The sequence below is a fragment of the Crossiella cryophila genome (assembly GCF_014204915.1).
GTDB classification, from domain to species: Bacteria; Actinomycetota; Actinomycetes; order Mycobacteriales; family Pseudonocardiaceae; genus Crossiella; species Crossiella cryophila.
In genome coordinates this window covers 3,472,108-3,489,656 of sequence record NZ_JACHMH010000001.1, presented here as the reverse complement: position 1 = coordinate 3,489,656, position 17,549 = coordinate 3,472,108, and the positions used below count along the sequence as shown (strand labels likewise).

12 protein-coding genes are annotated in these 17,549 nt (G+C 69.7%); 4 read left to right on the top strand and 8 right to left on the bottom strand.

All coding sequences use genetic code 11. The features are described from left to right. Positions 1-86 precede the first annotated feature (86 nt). Together HNR67_RS16155 and HNR67_RS16150 are read left to right on the top strand one after the other, a co-directional pair. The gene (locus HNR67_RS16155; protein ID WP_312987372.1) at positions 87-941 is read left to right on the top strand and encodes a metallophosphoesterase family protein; all 855 of its coding nucleotides are present in this window, start codon (positions 87-89) and stop codon (positions 939-941) included. Next, a complete protein-coding gene (locus HNR67_RS16150) occupies positions 938-1,582 on the top strand; it encodes a 4'-phosphopantetheinyl transferase family protein (protein ID WP_185002986.1) in 645 nt (214 codons plus the stop codon). Before HNR67_RS16155 ends, HNR67_RS16150 begins: the two co-directional genes overlap by 4 nt. A gap of 59 nt (positions 1,583-1,641) precedes the next feature. Here HNR67_RS16150 and HNR67_RS16145 read toward each other — a convergent pair whose 3' ends face one another. After that, the gene (locus HNR67_RS16145; RefSeq protein WP_185002985.1) at positions 1,642-7,221 is read right to left on the bottom strand and encodes an SdrD B-like domain-containing protein; all 5,580 of its coding nucleotides are present in this window, start codon (positions 7,219-7,221) and stop codon (positions 1,642-1,644) included. A 426-nt stretch (positions 7,222-7,647) separates the two neighbouring features. On the opposite strand from HNR67_RS16145, the gene HNR67_RS44430 reads away from it, so the two are divergent. Together HNR67_RS44430 and prcB are read left to right on the top strand one after the other, a co-directional pair. Further along, positions 7,648-8,745, top strand: coding sequence for an NlpC/P60 family protein (locus tag HNR67_RS44430; RefSeq protein WP_246492526.1), 1,098 nt, complete (start codon positions 7,648-7,650; stop codon positions 8,743-8,745). Positions 8,746-8,786: 41 nt separating this feature from the next. Further along, positions 8,787-9,566: a proteasome subunit beta gene (gene prcB, locus HNR67_RS16135; protein ID WP_185002984.1), complete on the top strand. Its 780-nt coding sequence runs from the start codon at positions 8,787-8,789 to the stop codon at positions 9,564-9,566. A gap of 843 nt (positions 9,567-10,409) precedes the next feature. Here the strand turns inward: prcB and HNR67_RS16130 are convergent. The 7 genes from HNR67_RS16130 to HNR67_RS16100 all read right to left on the bottom strand — a co-directional run bounded on the left by HNR67_RS16130 (position 10,410) and on the right by HNR67_RS16100 (position 17,533). Further along, on the bottom strand, positions 10,410-11,240 hold the full coding sequence (locus HNR67_RS16130; protein ID WP_246492525.1) for a nitroreductase/quinone reductase family protein: 831 nt from the start codon (positions 11,238-11,240) through the stop codon (positions 10,410-10,412). A gap of 294 nt (positions 11,241-11,534) precedes the next feature. Further along, on the bottom strand, positions 11,535-12,173 hold the full coding sequence (locus HNR67_RS16125; RefSeq protein ID WP_185002982.1) for a hypothetical protein: 639 nt from the start codon (positions 12,171-12,173) through the stop codon (positions 11,535-11,537). 40 nt (positions 12,174-12,213) lie between these two features. Next, positions 12,214-13,962 (bottom strand): hypothetical protein, encoded by a 1,749-nt coding sequence (locus tag HNR67_RS16120; RefSeq protein WP_185002981.1) that lies wholly within the window; start codon positions 13,960-13,962, stop codon positions 12,214-12,216. Positions 13,963-14,038: 76 nt separating this feature from the next. Further along, the gene (locus tag HNR67_RS16115; RefSeq protein WP_185002979.1) at positions 14,039-16,039 is read right to left on the bottom strand and encodes an AAA family ATPase; all 2,001 of its coding nucleotides are present in this window, start codon (positions 16,037-16,039) and stop codon (positions 14,039-14,041) included. 179 nt (positions 16,040-16,218) lie between these two features. After that, a complete protein-coding gene (locus HNR67_RS16110; RefSeq protein WP_185002978.1) occupies positions 16,219-16,620 on the bottom strand; it encodes a hypothetical protein in 402 nt (133 codons plus the stop codon). 21 nt (positions 16,621-16,641) lie between these two features. Then, complete coding sequence (locus tag HNR67_RS16105) at positions 16,642-17,046, bottom strand: hypothetical protein (RefSeq protein WP_185002976.1); 405 nt, start codon at positions 17,044-17,046, stop codon at positions 16,642-16,644. Between the two features lie 19 nt (positions 17,047-17,065). After that, positions 17,066-17,533 carry a stress protein gene (locus HNR67_RS16100; RefSeq protein WP_185002975.1) on the bottom strand — a complete coding sequence of 156 codons (468 nt, stop codon included), beginning with the start codon at positions 17,531-17,533 and terminating at the stop codon, positions 17,066-17,068. Positions 17,534-17,549 lie beyond the last annotated feature (16 nt).

Genomic DNA, 17,549 nt, shown 5'->3' with positions numbered 1-17,549 from the left:
ATGCCTTGCCAAGCCCGGAGACACAACTCACAGAGAACTTTTCTAAATAGGATTTCTCTGGTTCCGCTCGCCTTTATAGTGTGCAGGTGGCTCCCCCCGAACCGAGGCTGCTCGCCGTCAGCGACCTGCACGTCGCCTATCCGGAGAACCGGACGATCGTCGAGGAGCAGCTGCACCCCGGCCATCCCGGCGACTGGCTGATCGTGGCCGGGGACGTGGGCGAGCTGTACGCCGACATCGAGTGGGCGCTGACCCTGCTGGCGCAGCGGTTCGACACGGTGATCTGGGTGCCCGGCAACCACGAGCTGTGGACGCCGAAGGAGGACCCGGTGCAGCTGCGCGGGGACCAGCGCTACCGGCGGCTGGTCGAGATGTGCCGCGAGCTGGGCGTCTACACCCCGGAGGACCCGTTCCCGGTGTGGCGCGGCGCGGGCGGCCCGGTGGCGATCGCCCCGCTGTTCGTGCTCTACGACTACACCTTCCGCACCGACCCGGCCGACGACAAAGCGGCCGCACTGGCCAAGGCGCACGCCGCGGGCGTGGTGTGCACGGACGAGTTCCTGTTGCACCCCAACCCTTATCCGAGCCGCGACGCCTGGTGCCGGTCCCGGCTGACCATCACCCAGCGCAGGCTGGACGCGCACGATTCGAGCCTGCCGCTGGTGCTGGTCAACCACTGGCCGCTGGTGCGTGATCCCACGTTCGTGCTGCGCTACCCGGAGTTCGCGCTGTGGTGCGGCACCGAGGGCACCGCGGACTGGCACCGCCGCTACCGGGTGAGCGCCGCGGTGTACGGGCACCTGCACATCCCGCGCACCACCACCTACGACGGGGTGCGGTTCGAGGAGGTCTCCATCGGCTATCCCCGGGAGCGGAAGATGTACGGCGGCCTGCCGCGCGGCCCGCTCCGCCAGATCCTGCCCGTGGAGGAGAACCCGTGATCACCCGCCTGCTCCCGGCCCCGGTCGTCGCCGTGCAGACCAGGGTCGACCAGTCCACTGTGGACTTGTTCCCGGCCGAGGAAGCGTTGCTGGCCAAGTCGGTGCCCAAGCGGCGCGCGGAGTTCACCGCCGCCCGCTGGTGCGCCCGCCAGGCCCTGGCCGCCCTCGGCGAGCCGCCGGCGCCGATCCTGCCGGACGAGCGCGGGGCGCCGCAGTGGCCGACCGGGTTCGTCGGCAGCATCACGCACTGCGCCGGGTACCGGGCCGCCGCGGTGGCCAGGTCTACCGACGCGCACAGCCTGGGCATCGACGCCGAGCCGAACGAGCCGCTGCCCGAGGGCGTGCTGGAGGCGGTGTCCCTGCCCGAGGAACGGGTGATGCTGCGGCGGCTCGGCGTGGACCGCTCGGTGAACTGGGACCGGTTGTTGTTCAGCGCCAAGGAATCGGTCTACAAGGCGTGGTACCCGCACGCCCGCAAGATGCTCGGCTTCGACGAGGCCCGCCTGACCATCGCCCCCGACGGCACCTTCACCGCGACCCTGCTGGTACCCGGCCCGATCGTGGCCGGGCAGCAGCTGACCGGGTTCTCCGGCAGCTGGCTGGCCGAGGACGGGATCGTGCTCACCGCGATCAAGCACTGAAACGAACCGGGCCGGTGTCCACTGTGGACACCGGCCCGGTTCGTCACTCGGTCAGCGGATCAGCTGCGCCGCCGCCGTTTCCGGAAGGATCCGGCCACCAACCCGGTGCCGCCCAACAGGAGCAGCAGGCCCCAGGCGACCAGTGGGCCGGTCTCGTCACCGGTGTCGGCGAGCTTGCCGTTGCCCGGCTTGGCCGCGTTCACCGTGAGGTCGACCGTGTCGGTGTTGTTGACCAGGTTGGTCTCCACCTGCCCGTCAAGGGGTTTGGTGGTCGCGGTGCTCACCAGCGAGGTCCCTGGGGTCTTCGCCGTGGTCACCACCGTCACCGGCGGCGTCTTGCCACCAGGGAGCAGCACGTCCGGCCGGGTGCAGACGACCTCCTGGCCGTTGACCTGGCAGGTCCAGCCGTCCCCGGTCACCGAGGTGATGGTCAGGCCCGGCGGCACGGTCTGCCGGTATTCCTGGCCCTGCACCGGGGTGTTGCCGGTGTTGCTGACCACGCCGGTGTAGGTGACCTTGTCGCCGGGGTTGGCCGTCGGCTTGTCCACGGTGAGGTCCACCGCGAGGTCCGGCTTGGCCTTGACCAGCCCGGCGTCCACATCGGACCGCTGGCTGATCTTCCCGTCGGTCACCGCGATCACGATGGCCGGGGTACGGCCGGTCGCGATGTTGGCATCCGACCCGGTGCCGTCGGTTCCCTTGCCCACCAACGTGAACGCCTGGCCGGCAGGCAGCTGGAACGCGACCTGGTAGCTACCGGCAGGCACATCGGTGAACCAGTACTTGCCGTCGGCCCCGGTGGTGGTCTTGCCGACCTCGGTTCCCTTGTCGTCCAACAGGGTCACCGTCACCCCGGCGACACCCGGCTCACCCGGGTCCTGGACGCCGTTCTCGTTGGTGTCCGACCAGACGAAGTCGCCGATCGCGCCGAGCTGCTCACCGAAGTCGGCCTTGCCGGTGCCACCCGCGGGCACGGTCACCTTCACCTCGTTCGGCGTGGTGGTGCCGTAGCCGCCGGGCTGGGTCTCCCGCACGGTGTAGTCACCGGGCGGCAGGCCGGGGAAGGCGTAGTTGCCGGAGGCGTCGGTCTTGGTCCGGCCGACCTCCTTGCCGTCCTTGTCCAGCAACACGATCTCGGTGCCGGGCAACCGCTTCGACTCAGTGGGATCGATGACCCCGTCACCGTCGGTGTCCACCCACACGGTGCCGGTGATCGCGGCCCCGACCTCACCGAAGTCATACCCCGTGGCGGCATTGCCGTTGGGCAGCGTCAGCTTGATCGAGTCCGGCGGCACCAGCGTGCCACCAGCCGAACCGAGGGCGTCCTTGCCGTCGGTGTAGTCCGCGGGCTGGGTCTCGGTGATGGTGTAGTCACCGCCGAGCAACCGCTCGAACAGGTAGTCGCCCTTGGCGTCGGTGGTGGCGGTCTTGATCGCCCCGTCCGGTCCGGTGAGCGTCACCTTCGTGCCGGGGATGCCGGGTTCGGACGGGTCCTGGACGCCGTTGTTGTTGGTGTCCACGTACACCGTGCCCGCGATCGAGGACCGCTTCTCGGTGAACACGTACCCGCTGCCGCTCTGTCCGGGCGTCAACGTGATCCCGGTGAACGTGTCCGGCTGCTGCGGCGTGCCACCCGCCGAACCCGGGGTGTCCGGGCCGTCGCCGAACCCAGGCGGCTGGGTCTCGGTGACGGTGTAGGTGCCGGGCGGCAGGTTCGGGAAGGACCAGGTGCCGTCCGGCTTCGTGGTCGTGGTGGTGGTCTTGCCGTCCTTGTCCGTCAACGTGATCGTCACGTTCGGGATCGGCGTGCCATCGTCCTCGACCACCTTGCCGGAGATCCCGGCCGGGGGCAGCTCACCGAAGTCGTAACCGGTCGCCGCCGTCCCACCGGACAGGCTGATCGCGGTGACCGTGTCGTTGCCGACCGTGCCACCCGCCGAACCCGCCTTGTCCTTGCCGTCCAGGTAATCCGCAGGCTGAGTCTCCTTCACCGCATAGGTTCCGGAAAGCAGCCGGTCGAAGGTGTACTTGCCGTCCGCGTCCGTGGTCGCCGTCTTCGAGACCGGCTGCCCATTCGCATCCGTGCCCGTCAACGTGACCGTGACACCCGCGATCGGCCCCTCACCGGCATCCCGCACACCGTTGTTGTTGGCATCGGCGTACACCTGCCCGGCCAGCGAAGACCGCTTCTCGGTGAACAAGTAGTCGGTGCCACTCTGCCCGGACGTCAACGTGATCCCGCTGATCGTGTCCGGCTGCTGCGGCGTACCACCGGCCGAACCCGGCTTGTCCGGGCCATCGCCGAACCCAGGCGGCTGGGTCTCGGTCACCGTGTAGGTGCCCGGCGGCAGATTCGGGAACGACCACGTGCCATCCGGCTTGGTAACGGTGGTGGTCGTCTTGCCATCCTGATCGGTCAACGTGATCGTCACGCCCGGGATCGGCGTGCCGTCGTCCTCGATCACCTTGCCGGAGATCCCGGCCGGGGCAAGCTCGCCGAAGTCGTAGCCCATGCCCGCGCTGCCCGCGGGCAGCTTGATGTCGGCCACCTTGTCGTTGCTGACCGTGCCACCGGCGTTACCGGCCTTGTCCTTGCCGTCCAGGTACCCGGCCGGCTGGGTCTCGGTCACGGTGTAGTTGCCGGACAACAGCTTCGTGAACTCGTAGTAGCCGGAGGCGTCGGTGGTCGCCGTCTTGGTGACCGGCTGCCCGTTCGCGTCCGTGCCGGTCAAAGTGACTGTCGCGCCACCGATTCCGGCCTCGCCACTGTCCATGACGCCGTTGTTGTTGGTGTCCACATAGACGTGCCCACCCAGCGTGGACCGGGTTTCCTTGAACACGTAGTCGGTGCCGCTCTGTCCCGGCGTCAACGTGATCCCGCTGATCGTGTCCGGCGGTTGTGCCGTGCCACCAGCGGATCCCGGGGTGTCCGGGCCGTCACCGAACCCAGGCGGCTGGGTCTCCGTCACCGTGTAGGTGCCCGGCGGCAGGTTCGGGAACGACCAGGTGCCATCCGGCTTCGTGGTCGTGGTGGTGGTCTTGCCGTCCTGATCCGTCAACGTGATCGTCACGCCGGGGATCGGCGTGTTGTCGTCCTCGATCACCTTGCCGGAGATCCCGGCCGGAACCAGCTCACCGAAGTCGTACCCGGTCGCCGCGGTCCCACCGGGCAGGTTGATCGCGGTGACGGTGTCGTTGCCGACCGTGCCGCCCGCCGAACCCGCCTTGTCCTTGCCGTCCAGGTAATCCGCGGGCTGGGTCTCGGTCACCGCGTAGGTGCCGGAGAGCAACCGGTCGAACAGGTACTTGCCGTCCGCGTCCGTGGTCGCCGTCTTCGAGACCGGCTTGCCGTTCGCGTCCGTGCCGGTCAACGTGACCGTGGCGCCCGCGATCGGCGCCTCACCGGCATCGCGCACGCCGTTGTTGTTGGCATCGGCGTACACCTGCCCGGCAAGGGAGGAACGCTTCTCGGTGAAGATGTTGCCGGGTGCGTTCTCACCCGGGTCCAGGGTGATGCCGACGATCTTGTCGGGTTCGGTGGGTGTGCCACCGCCCGGTCCCGCGGTGTCCGGGCCGTCGCCGAATCCCGGCGGCTGGGTCTCGGTCACCGTGTAGGTGCCCGGCGGCAGGCCGGGGAAGGACCAGGAACCGTCCGAAGTGGACGTTGTGGTCTTGCTGACCGGGTTGCCGTCGGAATCGGTGCCGGTCAACGTGATCGTCACGCCGGGGATCGGGGTGCCGTCGTCCTCGACCACCTTGCCGGAGATCCCGGCCGGGGGCAGTTCGCCGAAGTCGTAGCCGGTGGCCGCCTGGCCGAGCGCGAGGTTGATCGCGGTGACCGTGTCGCTGCCGACCGTGCCACCGGCCGAACCGGCCTTGTCCTTGCCGTCCAGGTACCCGGTCGGCTGGGTCTCGGTGACCGCGTAGGTGCCGGGGCGCAACCGGTTGAAGGAGTAGGCGCCGTTGGCGTCGGTGGTCGCGGTCAGGCTGACCGGGTTGCCCGCGTCGTCGGTGCCGGTGAGCTTGACGGTCGCGCCGGGGATCGGGGCTTCCGCGCCGTCGCGGACGCCGTTGTTGTTGAGGTCGACGTAGACCTGGCCGGCCAGGCTGCCGGTGGGCAGTTCGGCGAAGTTGTTGCCGGGGCTGGATCCGCCTGGTGGCAACGTGACCAGGAAGGTGTCGTTGCCGCTCGGGGAGGCGTTCGTGCCCGGTGTGTCCTTGCCGTCGGTGTAGCCCGGCGGCTGGGTTTCCTTGACCTGGTAGCTGCCGGCGGGCACGTTCGGGAAGGAGTACTTCCCGTCCGCGCCAGTGGTCGTGGTCAGGCTCACCGGGTTCCCTGCCAGGTCCTGACCGGTCAAAGTGACTGTGGTACCGGCGATTCCGGCGTCATCGGGGGCGTTGAGCACCCCGTTGTCGTTGCGGTCGCTGAACACCGTGCCGGAGACGGTGCCCAGCGGCGGCCGGTAGCCGAAATCCGCGGTGAGCACGTTCTGCCCGGCCTGCAGGTTCACCGTGGTCTTGTTGTCCTTGGTGGCGTCCGGATCCCCGGTCTGGGTGTACCCGGCGGGCAGGGTGGTCGGGTCCACCCGCACGGTCCAGTTGAACGCGGGCAGCTGGTCGAACAGGTACTTGCCGTTGGCGTCGGTGGTCGCGGTCTGCACCACATTGCCTTGCGGGTCAAGGAGTTGCACCTTGACGCCGGCGATGCCGGGTTCACCGGGGTCCTGCACACCGTCGCCGTCGACATCGGTGTAGAGGGTGTCGCCGATGCTGCCGATGCCCATGCAGGTGGTGAAGAAGTTGAGCCGCACCGCGTGGCTGTCCGAGACCGAGTTGGCCGGTGCGGTCAGCGGCGGGATCGGCGGCGGGTAGCTGGGTCCGGCCTCGGCCGCCTCGTCGTCGGGGCCGTTGGAGTAGGCCAGCACGAACTCGGTGACCGGCTCGTTGGTCTTGCCGCGCAGGGTGCCCGCGGCCGCGTCCGGGGTGACGTCGCCGTTGGTGTTGAGCTGGTAGGGGCCGCCGACCGCGGTGCCGCCGGTGATCACCGGGCGGGCGCCGCCTGCCGGGGTCAGCGTGACGCCGACCGGCAGGCCCTGGCGGTTGGCGGTGAACCGGATCTGGTCCTGGAAGGAGTTCCAGGGTTCCTCGGCCGGGGAGGCGCCAAGTCCGGCGTAGTCGATGTCGCCGACGGAGAAGTCCGGCAGCAGCACCGGGTGGGAGAACTTGAACCGGAACGTCATGGTGTCGCCGACGTTGAGGCTGTTCATCTCGATGGTGAGGAAACCGGGGCCGAAGGCGCCGTCGGTTTCGGTGTAGGTGCGCGGATCCCAGCCGAACAGGCTGCCGCCGGAGTTGGCCTCACCGATGTCCTGCAACGGGTTCGAGTCGTCGCCGTTGCGGTTGGTGGGGTCGCTGAGGCTGATGTTGAGGTCCAGGCCGGAGCCTGCGATGTTGGTCGCCGCGGTGCTGGATGAGTTGCGCGGCCACTTGACCGCGCCGTTGGCGCCCCAGGTGATCGGCACCGCGGTGGTGCCGGTCGGGCAGACCGGCGGTTGTGCCTGCGCCTCCGGTGGGGCGATGCCGCCGCCCGCGACGGTCAGGCCGCCGACCAACAGTGCCGGAGTGATCCCCGCGGCCACCCTGCTCCGCCAGCGTCTGTGCCGCCGGCCTTCACCACTGGACACCGAGATCCTCCCGTACGCTCACCACGCCACGGACGGCGCGCCGGGACGATCATCGGCGCTGCTAAACCAGTCCTCGCCCGGAGAACCCCGAATGGGGAACGCTTTCGCCTTGTCTGGTTACCGTGAAGTGGGGACCGTCCACCCCGGACTGATGAATGAATTCACTGGGTAACCAAGTTTCCCGCGCAAGGACCTGGCGTCGTCCACAGTGGACTCGGACTGGCGCGAACGGATGAATCCGGCCCGCCGCGAGCAGGGTCCGGCCAGCACTCGACCCCGGGCTGTGCTAACCCTGGCCACGCACAGCGACCGCAGTATCGACGAGCACCGCGGGGAGACCACCGAATGCCGTCTGGCCGAGTCGGGGCGCGTTTCGCCCTCATGACCATCGGAGTGGCCACGCTCGTGTCGGCGCCGACCGCGGCGCTGGCCGCACCGGCCGACCAAGGCCCGGAAGCCGTGCCGCCGGTGGCGCCACCGGTCGCGCCGCCCGTGCTGGCCCCCGTGCTCACCCCGACCGACCAGCCGGACGCCCTGGCCGCCGAGGCGCTGGCCAGGGTCGCCGAGACGCAGCGCAGGCTGGCCGCGGTCGAGGCCGAACTGACCCGGTTCGACACCACGCTGCGCGCGGGTGACCTCAAGACCGCGCGGCTGGCGATCGGCGGGGTGGAGAAGCTCTGCGCCGACCCGCTGCCCGCACTGCCGACCGAGGCGATGCCGCAGGGCTGGGCCGGGGTGGTGGCCGCCTCCGCGGACCGGTTGCAGCGCGAGCACCTGCGTCGCCGGGACGAGCTGTGCGCGAGCCTGCCCCAGCTCGCCGGGCGGCTGGCCGAGGCGCAGCTGCGGCAGCGGATGGAGCGGGTGGCCGCGGCGCTGCCCGCGCTGAAGGCGGGTAGCCGGGACGCCGAGTCGGTTGGTCAGCTCAAGACGCTGCTGATCAAGGCCACCGGCGCGAAGCTGACCGCGAAGAACCCGTCCTACGGCCCGAGCACCACGGCCGCGGTGCGTGAGTTCCAGGCCAAGCGGTCACTGCCGGTGACCGGCCGGGTGGACAAGGTCGTCTGGCGGGAACTGCTGGTGGCCAACGGCGGCCCACTGACCCCGGCGGTCTTCAGCGGCAAGGCCGCGCCGAGTGAGCGGGCGGCGGCCGCGGTGCGCGCGGCGCTGAGCCAGCTCGGGCTGCCGTACGAGTGGGGCGCGGTGAAGCCTGGTGAGAGCTTCGACTGCTCCGGGCTGACCAGCTGGGCGTACCGGCAGGCGGGTGTGACGCTGCCCCGGCACTCCACCGACCAGGCGGTTGGTTCGCCTGTTGCGCGGGAGGACCTGCGGCCGGGTGACCTGATCGTGTGGCAGGGGCACGTGGCGATGTACGTGGACAAGGGCCGGATGATCGAGGCCGGTGACCCGGTGCGGCTGACCGCGCTGCGCACCAGCAACGTCGGCATGCCCTTCCTCGGGTTCTTCCGGCCCACCGCGTAGGCCGCTTGTCCAGGTAGGCCCCGTGCGCTTAGCTGATCGACATGGCCGACTCCTCCTTCCTCCGCCACCTGTCGACCGAGGCCCCGCACCTGCTGCCCTGGCATCAGGTCCCGCGGAGCAAGGTCAACGCCCCGCACGGCACCACGGTGCTCGCGGTGGTCTTCGACGGCGGTGTGGTGATGGCAGGCGACCGCCGGGCAACGGCGGGGAACCTCATCGCCCAGCGTGACCTGGAGAAGGTCCGGCAGGCCGATGAGTACTCGGTGGTCGCCTTCGCCGGCACCGTCGGCATCGCGGTCGAGCTGGTCCGGCTGTTCCAGGTCGAGCTGGAGCACTACGAGAAGATCGAAGGCGTCTCGCTGACCCTGGAGGGCAAGGCCAACCAGCTCAACTCCATGGTCCGCGGCAACTTCGGCCTGGCCCAGCAGGGCCTCGCGGTGGTCCCGCTGTACGCGGGCTTCGACCTGACCCGCGGCGTGGGCCGGATCTTCGGCTACGAGATCATCGGCGGCCGCACCGAGGAGAAGAACTACGCCGCGGTCGGCTCCGGCTCGATCTTCGCCACCAGCTCCCTGAAGAAGCTCTTCCGCCCCGGCTTCACCGAGGCCCAGGCCGTCCGAGCCTGCGTGGAAGCCCTCTACGACGCAGCCGACGAGGACACCGCGACCGGCGGCCCCGACCTGACCCGCAACATCTTCCCCGTGATCGCGACAGTCACCGCCGACGGCTACCGCCGCTACCCCGACGACGAAGCCGCCACAGTCGGCCACACAGTCGTCAACACCCGAACCACCAACCCCGGCGGCCCCACAACCCTGTAACCCCCTCCACCCCACCCGCCGTGTTGGCCGTTCTTGTACGCCGTGTTGGCCGTTGTCGTACGGAGTGTTGGCCGTTGTTGTACGGGTCGTTGGCTGTTGTGGGACGGGGCGGGGTTTGGGGTTGGGGGTAGACCCCCACGACGAGGGTTGTCGTGTGTTCTCCGTACGGCCTGGAGCTTGCTGACCGCGCCCCGAGGAGCGGCCCCTGCAACCTGCCGCCGCCCTAGCCTCCCAAACGCGACGGGGGCCGCTCCTCGGGGTGTGGTTGGCTTGCGGAAGGCCGTACGGAGAACACACGAGCCCTCGGAGCCACGCTGGAACCGGCCCCGGCAACACAAACCCCGCCCCGCAACCTGCTTGCCCGGCTCTTGATCTGCCCTCCCCCCTCCGGTGGTCTGCCCGGCCGGCGAGGCCATCTTTTCCGCTCTTGATCTTTGCGCTGTTGGCCTCTGGTGCTGAGGTACACGAGCGACGATCAAGATCGTCCTCGCCGGACGGGCAGGAATCAAAGGATGGGGGGGAAAATCCAAGAACAAGAGCAAAGATGAAGAGCAGTGCTCGTGCGGTTCCCCCATCCCCGTCAGCCCTCCGATACCAAACCACATCCCGGGCACGCAGACCGTTGCGGTTGAGAGGCTAGGGCGGCGGCAGGTTGCGGTCTGCGCACCCGGGATGTGGTGTGTCCTCTCCAGGCTGACGGGGATGGGGGAACCGCTCGGGGAGTGTTGAAAAGCCACCCCGGCCGCCCGTCCCCGGGCTCCGCCCGCACGCAATCGCCTATGGCGTACAAGAACGGCCAACACTGGGTACAACAACGGCCAACACGCCGGGAAGGGGTTGGGGTTAGGACATGGCTACTTCCAGGACTGGGATTAGTTGGGCTTCTTCGTAGTCCAGGTGGCGTTCCAGTTCGTTGGTGAGGCGTTCGACTTCGGTCAGGACGACTGCTGGGTCGGCGTCCACGTTGTCCAGGGTTCGTTGGAGTTCGGCTGTCAGGTCGGCGATTCGGACGTGTTCCTCGCGTAGGCGGTCGATGGTTGGCTGGAACTCCGGGTAGCGGTCGCCCAGGTAGGGGAAAATCGCCATGTCCTCGCCGGTGTGGTGGTTGTGCAGGCCCTGGCACAGGGTCAGGCAGTTGATGCGTAGCTGGACGCCCAGGGTTCGGCCGGACTTGGCGAACTCGCTGCGGATCATGGCCAGCTCGCGGCGGAACGCGTTGTGCACCAGCTTCAGGGCCTCGGAGGCGGAGCCCGCGTTCGGGGGGCCGCCGGAGGTCGCTTCCAGGATCACCACCGGGATCACGCGGGTGGTTTTGGACTGGTATTCGGCCCAGCCTTCGTCTGCCTCTACTGCTCGGGCGAAGGCTTGGTCGCGGGCCTCGCCGGTGAGGACGGTGGCCTTGGCCTCGTAGGTGAAGACGCCGTCCTCGACCGTCAGCTCCGGGTTGGCGACCAGGTTGTGGTACCAGTCGGGGTGCTTGGGGGAGCCGCCCGCGCTGCCGATGATGAGGGAGCGGCCGTCGCCGTCGGGGTAGTAGCCGACGGGGTTGGTGTGCGCCTTGCCGGAGCGGGCTCCGGTGGTGGTGATGAGGAGCAGGCGCGAACCCTCGAAATAGCCGCCGACGCGGCCGTTGTTGGCGCGGAACTCCTCGATTACCTGCTTGTTGAAATCCATTGGTCTCCATTCTTTAGGCATGACTGATAGCCGCTCGTCGGAACGAGCGGAAAGCGAATTCGGGCAGCCGTCAGCGCGACGGGTGTTATGGGTGGAGGCGTACGTCAGCGCACGTCAAGGCGCTAAGGGGGTGCGCGAAGACGACGGGATACGACACCGTCGTGGGATGTTGCGGAAATGGGTGGCGGGCTCCTGGCCCACCCTGGCCTCACTCGGAGGCCGGGGACCCAACTCGGTAGTGGCTCAAGGCCGACCCGGCAGTCACGGGATTGACTCTAACCGGCGAAGTGTTGTTCAGGCAACCGGGTGTGATTCGGAATTGCGTCGGCGGAGCTGGCGGAGGAGAAGCAGGCTCAGCAACCCGCAGAAGACCACGGCCATGTGACCGTCCACGGGCGGCCGGGTCGGGTCGGGCGGCAGGCTCTCCCGGATCAGACCGCCGACACACATCGCGGCAGCGGTCCAGGTGAACACGGTGAGCTGCACCTTGGTCAGGCTCATGATGCGGTGCGAGGTGATCTTGTCCAGGACCAGGGTGACCAGGTCGCGGAAGCGGCGGGTGGCGGCCATCGACCACACCCACAGCGCCAGCACCACGAACAGCAGCAGCCCCAGGTCCGCCAGCAATCGCAGTGGTAGCGGCCCGAATCCGGTCACCTGGTTGCCGACCCCGCCGACGATCGAGCTGATCAGCAGTACCGGCAGTAACGCGAGGAACCAGCGGCCGAGGAACTTCGCCGCCAGGACTCGCTTGCGCGGTCCCTGCCGCACCTTCGGCGGGAGCGGGGGCGGCGGGACGAAGGTGACCTCAAGCTCCGGCTCCGGCGGCGCCGCGTGGTTCAGGTGGAAGTGCACGCCGCCGTGGATCGCCCCGGCCTGCACCGAGTTCCCGGTCACCGGGCCGTTGATGGTGTTCGGTGACTGCTCGGTCACTGTGCGTCCCCTCCCCATGGCAGGGGTCAGCTTAGACGGGTCACTCCAGGGAGAAGACGAACACGTCGTCGTCGACTCGCTTGGCCACGATGTTCAGCTCGCCCAACGGGGCTGACCTGGCGCGTTGGAAGGCCGGGTTGTTGCGGGGCCGGTTGTGCACGACCACCGTGCGCACGCCCAGCTCCCGCAGGTGCGCCGCGCTGGCCGCGTCCGGGAAGTTCTTCGTCTTCTGCCGCAGCTCGTCGGTGACCTTGGGCAGGAAACCGCTGCCGCCGTTGGCCAGCACCGGGAAACCGTCGGTGGAGAAGAACATGGTCTGCTGGTCCTCGATCTGGTCCGAGGGCAGGATCAGCACCGGGGAACGCAGGGTGCGCATGGCCACCGGCGAGGTGGGGACCTCGGGGTGCGCCGTGCGGTTGGCGCCCTCGGTCAGCACCAGCAGCGCGGGCAGCAGCAGGGCGACACTGACCAGTGGGCGGTTGCGGGTGGGGGCGCGTTCGCACAGGTAGGTGACGCCGCCTGCGGCGAGCAGGCCGAGCAGCAGGGTGGTCCAGACGACCAGGCGGCTGGGGGTGCGGATGGCGTCCCAGGCCGGCAGGTAGTGGTAGAGCAGCAGGTAGGTGTACTCGCCGTCGCCGAGGACCTTGGTGCCCATGGCGAGGATCACCGACACCGCGGTGCCGACGGTCAGCCAGATCCGGGTCTTGCGGGACCAGGCGGACACGGTCAGGCCGAAGACGGCCAGGGTGATCAGGATCAGACCGACCAGCAGGGTCATCTCGGCCGGCGCGGCCAGGTCGGCGCGGCCGCGTTCGCTGACGTCGCCCCAGATCGCGGATTCGTTGGGGGCCAGGAAGAAGCCGTACCAGGGTGGGCTGTGCACGTCGACGTCCCACAGGCTGCGGCGGGCGTCCGGGTTGGCCGCGAGCACCCGCAGGTAGGGCAGGCCCATCAGGATCGAGGTCAGCGCGAAGGCCGCGCCACCGGCGACGTCGAAGCTGAACAGGCGCTTGCGCAGCGGCGGGCGGCCGGTGGTGAACCAGCGGATCACCGAGACCAGCACCACGCCGCCGAGCACGTAGGCGAAGGGCAGCCCGATGCCGAAGCCCAGGGTCATCTGCCAGGCCGCGACCAGCCAGCCGGCCAGTGCCCAGCCGGGGCGGACCCGGTCGGGCCGGTAGCCCTCGCGCAGGCTGAAGCCGTGCCCTCGGGCCAGCATGGCCAGGGCCAGCGCGATGCCGCCGGTGGACAGGATGTTCAGGTGCCCGCCGTGGGCCAGCCGCCAGGGCGCGAAGGCGAAGGCGAAGCCGGTCACCGCGGCGCCCTGCCAGCTCGCGCCCAGCTGCCTGGCCAGCGCGTACCCGCCGGCGCAGGCCAGTGCGTAGGCGAGGATGAACAGCAGGTTGTACCGGACCAGCGCGGCCACCGGACCGTTGCCGATCAGCCCGGCCGGGGCGTAGCCGAGCAGGCTGTCGCTGAAGGCGAGCGCGTCCTTGGCCGGGAAGAAGGCGTTGGTCTGCCACAGGTTGCCAGGATCCGACAGCAGCGCGTGACCGTTCCAGGCGACCTGCCAGGCCTGCAACAGCGGATCGGCGGTGTCCTGCGGGATGGTGTCGGTCAGCCCGGCCAGCGTTGGCCAGGTCAGCACGATCGCGGCGAGCAGCGAGAACCCGGCGGCCAGGACGGGTTCCCTGGTCAGCCAGTGTTTCAGCCGGACACCGAAAACCGCCCCGGCATGGGGGCGGTCGGTCAGCAGCGCGGTCTTCGACCGTTGGTTTTCGTCCACCACCGTGAAAGACGCTCCAGCATGGCCTCTAGGTTGCCCTGATCGGCAAACCTTACTGGTCCACGCGGTGACGGCGTGGTCAAGCCGCTTGATTCGCCCAGTGCCACAGCGAGTCGCACAGCCGGTCCAGCCCGGTGGCCAGGTGCCTGCGGTAGGTGCTGAACGGCAGGCCGAGCCGGGCGGCGGCGGCCTCCCTGGTGGCGGTGCCGGTGACGAAGGTGACCACCAGCGCGCGGTGCGCCTTGCCGCAGTGCGGGTCGGCGGCCAGGCCCTCGATGGCCGTGGTGAGCACCTCGCGCAGCGCCTCCTCGGCCCGTCTGCCGCAGTGCGCGGCCAGCAGCCGGGTGCGCACCAGCGCACTGGTGGCCAGCGCCTCCGGCCGGTGCAGGGCACGAACCGCCTCGCGCACGGCCTCGTCGAACTCGGCCCGGCACAGCACCCCGGCCTCGGCGGGCGCGGTGCCCTCCAGCAACCGCAGGTCAGCGGCCTCCAGCCACTGCTCCACCGGGCGGTTGCGCCAGTCGTGGGCGTAGAGCGCGAACAGCCGCCCGCCGATCTCCAGCGGCTCGCCCGCCGGGGGCTGCTCGCTCTCGGTCATCCAGCTCCGCCACGGCTCCCCCGCCTCGGCCACCAGGTAGGTCCAGGCCAGCCGCTCGCCGCGGAGCATCTCGGCCAGCAGCCGCCACCGGATCAGATCCCTGGCCGGGGCCGCGCCGGGGTGCCCGGCGCGGAGCAGGGAGAACCGGGCCAGGCCGAGGTGCTCGCCCTCCCGGACCGGGCTGGTGGACTCGGCGTGCCGCCAGGCCGCGGCCACCACCGGGTCGGCCAGCTCCTCGGGTTCCGGCCGCAGCAGGCGCAGCCACGCGGTCACGCCGATCAGCTCGCCGGTGTCCGCGCAGCGCTGCACCCGGAACGCGCCGGGTTGCCTGGCCAGCCACCACTCGACCCGCTCCGCCTCGCCACTGGACCTGGCCAGCTCCAGCACCTCGGCGTGATCGCGTTCCTGGCACAGCGATTCGAGCACTTCCCCGTCCCGGCGCCACTGGTGCTGGTAGGTCGGCACCCCGCTGTCGCGGTAGAGGTAGCGCAGCGCGGCGGCCTCCCGCAGCACCGCGGCCGGTGCGGCGGCGCGCACCCTGGCCAGTGCCTGCCCGCGCAGACTCCGGTGCAGCTCGGCGAATCCGGCCGGATCGCGCCAGCGCAGGTCGGCCGAGAGCACCGCGCGCACCACGTCGTGCGGCACCAGCCCGAACCGCCCTGGGGAGACGAAAGGCAGGCGCCGCAACCACTCGAACAGCGGGGCCGCGTCGTGTTCGGGCAGCACCGCGCGCAGCAGGCCCTCGGTGGTGCCGTACGCCCTGGCGCAGACCTCCAGCGCCCGGCGGTGCGCCGGACTGGGCACGTCCCCGGCGAGCAGGTGCGGCAGCAGCGCGGCCACCACGGCCTGTTCGGCGATACCGCTGTTCTCCTTGTCCCGCACCGCGATCCCGCCGGCCAGGCTCAGTGCCAGCGGATGCCCGCCGGCGAACCGGGTCACCGCGGCCCACCGGCTGTTCGGCACTCCCCTGGCGGCCAGCAGCTCCTCGACCGCGGGCGCGGGCAGCTCGCCGAGTTCGCGCACGCCCAGCACCTGGTGCCAGCCGGGGGCGGCGGTCCAGCGCGGATCGGGCGCGCACCGCCCGGCGATGACCACCAGCGCGGTCACCGGGAGGTCCGGCAGGAAGGACTCCTGCAGCCAGGGCGCGAGGTGCTGGCAGTCCTCGAAGGCGTCCACCAGCAGCACCGCGTCCGGTTCGGTCAGCGCCGCGGCCGCCAGGCGGAGGAAGCCAGCCGGCGTGCCGCCGACGTCGCCGCCGAGCACCTCGAACACCGGGCGACCCCGGTCCGCGGCCAGTTCGGCGTAGTTGCGCAACAGCGTGGACTTGCCGATCCCGCCTGGTCCGTGCACGAACAGCACGGCCGGGGTGGCGGCCTGGCCTGCCAGCATGGCGGTGAACTCGGCGAGTTCGGCTTCGCGGCCGAAGAACTCACGCCTGCGCTTGTCGCGCAGCCGGTCGGCCAGCACGGTGGGGCGGTTCATGGGGCTGAGGTAAGCAGCACGAAGGCCCCGGGGCGAGAGGAAAAGCCGCCCACAGGGCCGATCCGGTACCTCAGGTGAACGGGAAGCGCCCTCGCGGACCCCCCGATCGTGCATTGTGGACAGTCCGGGAAAGCGCTTGCGGGGTGCGGCCCGGACTGGGCCACACCCCGCGCGGGCGATCAGCGGGCGTGGAAGTTGACCTTCTCACCGTCCCGGTCGAAGACCCCGTAGAAGGCCCAGTTGCGGTAACCGCCGTCACCCTTGTGCTGGAAGTACCCGCGCCCCTTGAAGACCACCCAGTAGAAGGTGGAGGGGGCCCAGTGCTCGTTGCACGCCATCGCCTGCTTCTGCCCCTGCGAGACAACCCCCTCGAACCAGGAGTCAGCCCGCGCGGAGTCCTTGTAGACGATGATGTTGTTGCTCTTGTCCGCACCCCAGTTCTGCAGCTCGTCGATCTTCTTGCTGAGATCGCAGGTGTGCAGGTACTCATCGGCGAACCCGGTCGCGGGTGCGGCCACGGCCACCGTGCCCACCAGGGCGAGTGCGGTCAGCACCTTGACGCTGATGCTCTTGACGCTCATGGTTCTCACTCCGATCAGGGGTCAGCGGGGGAAGAAGCGGACGGTCTCGCCGTCGCGCTGGAAGTTGCCGACGAAGGCCCAGTTGCGGTAGCCGCCGTCGCCCTGGTGCACGAAGGTGCCTTCCCGGAACGCGGCCCAGAAGTAGTTGGAGTGCTTGACCGTGTTCTTGCACTCGTGCGAGTTGGCGAAGTCCTGCGCGGCCACACCCCGCAGATCGCTGCTGGCGCGGGCGGATTCCTTCCAGACGATGATGTTGTACTGGTTGTTGGTGTCCCAGCGCTGGAGTTCCTTGACCTTCTCGCTGAGGTCGCAGGTCGGGAATCCGGCTGCGGCTGCCTCGGCCGCGCTGGGCAGGGTCATGGTGAGGGTGGCGGTCCCGGCGGCCACGACGGCGGCCAGGGCGGCAAGACGGTGAGTGATCTTCATGTTCCTCGCTCCTCCTGGCTCAGGGCCTGCGGAAATTGACGGTGCCGCCGTTGCGGTCGAACCAGCCGCGGAAGCCCCAGTTCTGGTAGCCGCCGTCGCCCTGGTTGACGAACTTGCCGCTGTCGAAGACCCAGAGCCCGTAGAAGACGCCGTCGTAGTCGACGTTGGCGTACAAGGCTTTCCCGTTGAGCTGTTCCTGGTAGTTGTTGGACAGGTTGAACAGCAGCACGTTGTAGCGGCCGCCGGTCTGCTCGAAGGCGACGTCCACGGCGCGGCGGACGAACTTGTCCCGGTCCTTCTCGTTGACCTTGCTCAGCTCGTGCGCGAGCTTGAACCCGGTGCCGGTGCTGTCGGTGTGGATGGTCACCGACGGGGAGGTCTGGACCGAGGCCACCGCGGCGGTGTCGGCCAGCGCGGGGGTGGTGGCCACGCCCAGCAGGGCCAGTGCGGCCAGCGGCAGGGCGGCGAGCAGCTTCTTGATCTTCATGACAGTGGTCTCCTGC